Annotated in this window: 7 protein-coding genes; 4 read left to right on the top strand and 3 right to left on the bottom strand. The window is 47.5% G+C overall.

The window, feature by feature from the left end; genetic code table 11:
• From map to SD53_RS09425, 4 genes are all read left to right on the top strand, one after another.
• The coding region (gene map, locus SD53_RS09440; protein WP_046519995.1) for a type I methionyl aminopeptidase at positions 1 to 479 on the top strand (479 nt) is incomplete at its 5' end.
• Complete coding sequence (locus SD53_RS09435) at positions 476 to 1,303, top strand: SDR family oxidoreductase (protein WP_046519988.1); 828 nt, start codon at positions 476 to 478, stop codon at positions 1,301 to 1,303. The genes map and SD53_RS09435, both read left to right, overlap by 4 nt.
• Positions 1,304 to 1,389: 86 nt before the next feature.
• Entirely contained in the window at positions 1,390 to 2,358 is a 969-nt protein-coding gene (locus SD53_RS09430) for a DUF4382 domain-containing protein (protein WP_046519987.1), read from the top strand.
• A 173-nt stretch (positions 2,359 to 2,531) separates the two neighbouring features.
• Positions 2,532 to 2,732 (top strand): hypothetical protein, encoded by a 201-nt coding sequence (locus tag SD53_RS09425; protein WP_046519994.1) that lies wholly within the window; start codon positions 2,532 to 2,534, stop codon positions 2,730 to 2,732.
• A 79-nt stretch (positions 2,733 to 2,811) separates the two neighbouring features.
• On the opposite strand, the gene SD53_RS09420 is transcribed toward SD53_RS09425, so the two are convergent.
• The 3 genes from SD53_RS09420 to SD53_RS09410 form a co-directional block, all read right to left on the bottom strand.
• On the bottom strand, positions 2,812 to 4,140 hold the full coding sequence (locus SD53_RS09420) for a hemolysin family protein (protein WP_046519986.1): 1,329 nt from the start codon (positions 4,138 to 4,140) through the stop codon (positions 2,812 to 2,814).
• Between the two features lie 156 nt (positions 4,141 to 4,296).
• On the bottom strand, positions 4,297 to 5,370 hold the full coding sequence (locus SD53_RS09415; RefSeq protein ID WP_046519985.1) for a calcium/sodium antiporter: 1,074 nt from the start codon (positions 5,368 to 5,370) through the stop codon (positions 4,297 to 4,299).
• Positions 5,371 to 5,657: 287 nt separating this feature from the next.
• Complete coding sequence (locus SD53_RS09410) at positions 5,658 to 7,013, bottom strand: DUF4397 domain-containing protein (protein ID WP_046519984.1); 1,356 nt, start codon at positions 7,011 to 7,013, stop codon at positions 5,658 to 5,660.
• Between the last annotated feature and the right edge of the window lie 41 nt (positions 7,014 to 7,054).

The raw sequence follows: 7,054 nt of genomic DNA, 5'->3' as shown, positions 1-7,054 counted from the left end.
GCTTTATCGTCGACTCCAGTAAAATGTACTGTGTAGGCAAGGTCAGTCCTTTAGCACAGGCTTTGGTGGATGTCACTTATCAGGCGATGTGGCAGGGCATTTATCAGGTGAAACCCGGCGCCCGTTTAGGTGATATAGCCTCTGCAGTGCAACAATATGCTGAACGGCATGGTTATTCGGTTGTACGCGAATACTGTGGTCATGGCATAGGCCGTGAGATGCATGAAGAACCACAAATTTTGCACTACGGCAAAGCAGGCACAGGTCTTACTTTAAAGCCTGGCATGGTATTTACCATTGAACCTATGATTAATCAGGGCGACAGGCGGGTAAAACAAAAATCTGATGGCTGGACTGTAGTGACAAAAGATAAGAAGTTATCGGCGCAGTGGGAGCACACAGTGGCTGTGACTGATACCGGTTTTAGCGTGCTGACCCTGCGGCCTGAGGAGCAGCATTTAGTGCAGGTTGGCCAATGATGACTAAAACTATACTGATCACCGGCTGCTCCGGCGGCCTGGGAAAAGCATTAGCTGTGGAGGCTAAACGGCAAGGCTACCGAGTGTTTGCCACAGCCCGAAAAGAGGCCGATTTGCAGCATCTACAGCAGTTGGGGCTGGAAACCATAGCACTGGAAATGACCAACCCAGATTCTGTGAAACAAGCCGTATTGCAGTTGCAACAACAGGCTGGGCGCCTGGATATTCTGGTGAACAATGCAGGTTTTGGTGTGATGGGCCCGGTTTTGGATGCCGGCGCTGAGGGTTTACGTCAACAGTTTGAAGTCAATGTCTTTGCCGCGGTGGATCTGACCCGGGCCTGTTTGCCGCTGTTACTGCAAAGTAAAGGGCTGGTGGTCAATATTGGCAGCGTATCAGGGGTATTGACCACACCTTTTGCTGGCGTGTACTGCGCATCAAAAGCCGCCTTGCATAGTTTGTCTGACGCACTACGAATGGAGCTGGCCCCTCTGGGGGTTAGGGTCTTGACGGTGCAACCCGGTGCGATAGATACCGGATTTGCCAGCCGAGCCAGTAAGGAAGCTGCACTTTTGTTAAAGCCGGACTCACTCTGGTGGTCTATGCGTGAGGGGGTAATGCGGCGTGCCAACGCCAGTCAAAACCGTCCCAGCTCTGCCGCAGATTTTGCCACAGCGTTAGTATCAGAACTGAATAAAGCCGATTGCAGTGGTGTACTGGGGATAGGGCATGGTGCCTTCACTCTGCCTTTGCTTGCCAGATGGATGCCACAACGGTGGTTGGATAAGCTGTTACGGCATAAGTTTTTAGTAAAAATTAATTAAACAAGCATTTCAGCCTCAATTCAGTTTCATCGTTTTATAACTTCTGAGTGATGTGGGACCGGTCCCGGTGATCAGGAGTAAAAAAGATGAATAGAAAACAACAATGGAAAACCCTAGCGTTAGTCAGTGCTCTATCGGTCAATTTGGCTGCCTGTGGTGGTGGCTCATCTGAACCTGTTGAGCAAAATGCCAGTTTCAGTCTGGCTGTTAGTGATGCGCCGGTGGATGGTGTAGACAAAGTGATGTTGTGTTTTGGCTCGGTTGAACTGGTGGGAAATGGCCTTGGGAATCAGACGTTTACTCCGGGTTTGGAGTCTGTAACTGCCAATAACAATAGCGAGTGTCGTGACAGCACTGGTGCTGTGGTCGCGAACAGTATTGGGGTTGACTTGTTAACGTTGCCCGGAGCTACCTCGCTATCTTTGATTTCTCAGGCCACAGTGCCCGCAGGTAACTATGGCCAAATGCGTCTGAATATTGTGCCGGGTAGTTATATTCAGTTGAGCGATGGGACTCAATACCCATTGGAAGTGCCCTCCAATCAGCTTCGTCTAAACGGTGTGACTTTATCGGCCGGTGGAACTTTCAGTTACACGCTAGAATTTGATTTACGCAAAGCTATGGTGTTAGCTAATCCGCAAAAATATCTGCTCAAACCGACGGGGTTACGTTTGGTCAATACCAGTGAAATAGGTCATCTGGAAGGCGTGGTCAGTGAAGCATTTTTATTAGCTAATAATTGTGCTGTAGCTCCGGCTGATCAGAATCAGCCGGTGGCTGCTGTTTATCTCTATCCAGGCTCAGATTTAGAGCTGAGCAGTCTGGCTGATTATGGTGGCACAGAGACAGTATTACCTTATGCAAGTGCGCCGGTATTGTTTGATGGAGCATCCGCTTATAGTTATGAGTTAGGCTTTATTGATGCCGGAAATTATACTGCAGCTTTGACTTGCCAACTGAATGACGAGCCAGAACAAAATGATCAACTGGTCTTTTTGCAAGGTAAAAACCTCACCATCACCAGTTCTGCGACTCCGGTTCAGCTTGATTTTTGATGAAACTGTACTGACGATAAGGGTACAGACTTGTGCCTTTATCGTTAAGTTTTTGTTTGTATTCCAGTTTAAATTCGTTCGAAAAAATTGTGCAAATTTTCATCGAAAATTGCTTGCCTGCTGCTGAATATTTCACCACTATGACTGTCGCTTTTCTTCAGGGAGTGACTGTCATGACATCAAACTTTATGCGAACTGTGCACTTAAAAACAGCACAACAATTCAAAGAACAAGGCCATGATGTGCAGTATGTGGTAAAGCATTTCCACAAAGTGGGTATACCGGAAGATGAAATACCGGAACTCTTACCGCTGCTTGGTTTTGCTTTGGATTCCGACCCTTTAGCATTGCGGGCGAAACGCAGCAAAGATTAAGCAAAAAACTAAAACGCCACTTATCAGTGGCGTTTTATGGTTGGGGTTGCTGAACACAGAGCGCTAACAGGAGCAGGTTTTAATCATGCATTTCATCGGTTGCAGCTTTTAATTCAGCCAGTTGTTCGGCGGTCAGTTGCACTGCTAAAACTTTATCCACTCTTTTACCGTCCATATCCACGATTTCGAGTTGCCAGTTATTGAGCAGTACTTTGTCTGCAGTCTGTGGGATTTTTCCCATCAGCAGCATCAATAAACCGTTTAGAGTCTGATAGTTGCGCTGATTCTCTTCAGGGAGCTCGTCCAGGCCTAAGCAGTCTTTTAAATCGATGACAGGCAATAAACCGTCCAGCAAGTACGAACCATCGTCACGCTGCACCACCATTAAATCTTCGCCGTCATCCGGGTTCAGTTCACCTGTTAAGGCTTCCATCAAATCCTGCAGCGTCACCATACCTTTTAAGTCGCCATATTCGTCTACCACAAAGACGACCTGACGAGCCGTGGTACGGAAATGCTCCAGCAATTCCATACCAGTTAAACTATCAGGCACATAATGGCAAGGCTGGACCAAAGACGATAAATCGCTCAGTTGGCCAGCTACGGATTGTGCCAGCAATTGTTTGGCAGAGACGATGCCAATCAGCTCATCTGCGCTTTGCTTACAGACCGGAAAACGTGAATGCGGCGATTGCATCACGCGATGTAAGTTGTCTTCCATACTGATGGCCGTGTCTAAAAAGATAATGTCAGAGCGGGGCACCATCAACGACGAAATAGAACGCTCGTCCAGGCGGAATACGTTTTTCACCATGGCATGTTCATTGTGTTCAATCACCCCTGAGCTGGAACCTTCAAGCAACATGGCCTGAATATCTTCATGAGTGACATTGGATTCTGTACTGTGAGCAAAACCAAAAACCCGCATCAGGCCATGAGTTGAACCAGACAATAACCAGACAAATGGTTTAGTGACTAAAGCGAGCAATAACATGGGCTTCGCCATTAAGCATGCGATGGCTTCAGCGCTGATTTGTCCTATACGTTTGGGCACCAGTTCGCCTACGACTATAGAGACATAAGTCACCACGACTACCACTAAAGCTGTGGCAAAAATGCTGCTGAATTCAGCAGGCATACCCAGACTTTGCAGCCATAGAGCAAAAGGTTCGGCAAGAATAGATTCACCGAAGATACCATTTAAGATACCGATAGAGGTAATACCGATCTGGACTGTCGACAAAAACTGAGTGGGGTCTTCAGAGAGCTTTAACGCTATGGCTGCGGAGGATTTCCCTTTTTGAGCCAGAGCGGTTAAGCGCGATTTTTTGGCTGTGACAATAGCAATTTCAGACATGGCAAAAATGCCATTTAACACGATAAGTCCAACAAGTATAAAGATTTCCATGGGGTCTCATTGAGGTTATGAACTGCGACGGATTATATAAACAAAAAACGGGGTTGGATAGAGTTCTGGTCGGCGCCAGTCTTCAGATCATCGAAATGTCATAGTGGGTGTAAATAAAAACAGGCCCTGGTGGGCCTGTTCGTGCTATTACTGCTGTTATTGCGGCAGTTGTCTGTTCTTTAGGCGGTCGTGAATAAAGGAGGCGACCACATAAAGCACAACCAGAGGCAATAAGCCGTACAAAATACCTTGTTGTAACTCTGGCAGATACGCCTCTTTTAGTGCCATAGCCACCAGATACCAGGTGTAGGCGACGTAGAGCAGCATAAAGAGTAAACCTTCGATGCGGTTCAGCACTGAGCCGATAAAAAACAGCGGCACACAGAGCAGGGCCACACCGACCATCACCGGAATATCCACCATCGCCATTTGTGCGCCGGCTAACAGTGGGACAGGTGAGACTAATCCGGATAAACCCAATACGCAGAGAATATTAAAAATGTTGCTGCCGACCACGTTACCTACTGCAATATCCCGCTCTCCACGCACTGTTGCCACTATAGAGGTAACCACTTCAGGTAAAGAGGTGCCTGCTGCAACTATAGTTAAACCTATTACGGCTTCATTCACGCCCCAGGCTCTGGCAATTTCCACCGCGCTTTCAACCAGCCAGCGTGCACCTAATACCAGCAGAATTAAACCTCCTATCACCAACAGCACATTTTGCCAGGCAGGTACTTTGGCTTTGAGCATAGCTTCAACTTCTTCATCGACGGTATCGGCACCTTTCGCTTTGCCCTGACGGAACAAAAACCAGGTGTAACCTAATAAACCGGCAAACAACACTCCGGCTTCGAGTCTGGTGATATTGCCGTCCAGCGTCATCAACAGTGCCACCACGGAAATAAGCACCATAATGGGAACATCCTGGCGGATTAACTGCCGTGAGATAATCAAAGGTGAGATCATCGCTGCAGCGCCCAAAATAAACAGCACGTTAAAAATATTACTGCCGACCACATTGGCAATAGCCAGCTCTGCTTGTCCTGAATAGGCCGCTTTGACACTGACGGCCAATTCGGGGGCGCTGGTACCAAATGCGACCACTGTTAAACCTATGACTAAAGCCGGAATACCGAAAGAACCTGCCAAACGAGCAGCTCCTTTGACTAATAAATCCGCACCAACGACCAGTAATACCAGGCCAACCACTAAAAAAATCCAGGTCATGCGTTACTCCATCTGATGAATTTAACTGGAGGCTAATTTAGAGGAAAATCAACGCAGTTGGAAGAGCGAAGCCGGATAAAGCCTTGCCAACAGTTTGGCAAGGCCCGGCTGAGCGCCAACGGCTCTGTCCGTTGGCCAGGTAGTTTTCGGATAAAGCCTTGCCAACAGTTTGGCAAGGCCCGGCTGAGCGCCAACGGCTCTGTCCGTTGGCCAGGTGGTTACGGATAAAGCGTAGATAAAAAGGTCCGCTGCTCAGACGGACCCCGGTGATCAAATCAACTTCGTTTTTAGTACTGCAAACTGATTTTATAACCTGTTTCTGTGTCCGGGTCTTTTTCTGCCACCAGCAGGTAGGAGCTGCCCTGAATAAGCTCGATTTCAGCGGTTTGAGCCAATAAAGTCTTATTGTTATTTAAGTCTTTTCGAACCAGCAACACCGTATAGCTGTCCAGTGGCAGCGTTATACTGGCGCTGGTGGCATCGTTGATACTGCTGATGTAGTAAGAGGTAGTTTCCATCGTTTTGCCCGGAGGCACAAAGTAGATGCTGACGTTTTCAAAATCAGGGATGACATTGACAACATTAAACACAAAGTCATAGACCTGAGGGGTGGCGCTATCCTTCACTGACATCACGGTAGGCTGATCATCTTGGTCGCGGTAAAAGATCAGGCTTTTGCTTTCGCCCTGATTGAGTGTCAGTAAACCATTCGGAATTTGGCTGGCTCCTTCGTTTGCTGTCAAGGTTACTCTGTAATCGCCATGAGGTATTTCGGTATAAGAGGTCAGAGTATCGGCTGCTATATTGGCAAAGACCGGAGTGCTGCTGGTGCTGCCAGCATAAATCTGTGCCGGATCTAAATCATTCAGGCTGTTATACACCCGAAACTGAGCGTTGCTGTTTACATCCTCCAGCGGATAGACAGTGGTGGTATTGCCTATGATATCCAAAGCAATTTTGCGTTTGAGCGGGCCTGCATTGTCGCGTAAAGCCAGAATATATTCGGTTTCATAGCTGAAGGAATAGACAGGGCTTTGCAACACCACGTCTGTGCTGCCTGCATCAGTCAGATATAAGATGTAGCTGCCGGTATCAAAAGTAACAGCGTCGCTAAAGGCATGTTGACCCAGGGTAGCGACAAATTCGGCATCGGCAAAATCTTCAGTGGAGCTACTGATATACAGATCCATGGTTTTGTTTTCTGCCAGTAAATTGGCAAAGTAGATTTTAAACTGATCATCCAACTCGTCATCCCGCACAAAACTTAAGTTCAGTAACTTAGGGGCTTCGTAGTTATCCACCATAAAAAGTACGGTTTTCTGGCTAGTTTTCAGACTGACCTGATCATCCAGTACCGTCTGCACATCACCGCTATTATCGGTATAGGTGAAGGCTAAATCATAAGTTTCGGTATCTAGGGTCGTTAAAGCCGTCGCGTCACCAAAAGCGGCACTGCCTAAAATACTTTCCACGTCATCACTGTCGGTTAACGTCAGTGTCGTGGTCGCACTGTTGGACGAGCCGTTGTAGAACTGTAAATAACTGCTTGGATAAGTCTCGTTGCCCCCGGACGAACTGCTTCCGCCGCAGGCAGACAGTAAGACCAGACTGGTGATAGGAAGAATGAACTGACGTAACAACATAATGGTTTTCTTGTCCTGTGATGATAAATACCGACATCAGA

The organism is Rheinheimera mesophila, assembly GCF_000986865.1.
Lineage (GTDB): Bacteria > Pseudomonadota > Gammaproteobacteria > Enterobacterales > Alteromonadaceae > Pararheinheimera > Pararheinheimera mesophila.
Note: the sequence above shows the minus strand (reverse complement) of the source record. Positions and strands in the feature narration are given on the sequence as shown.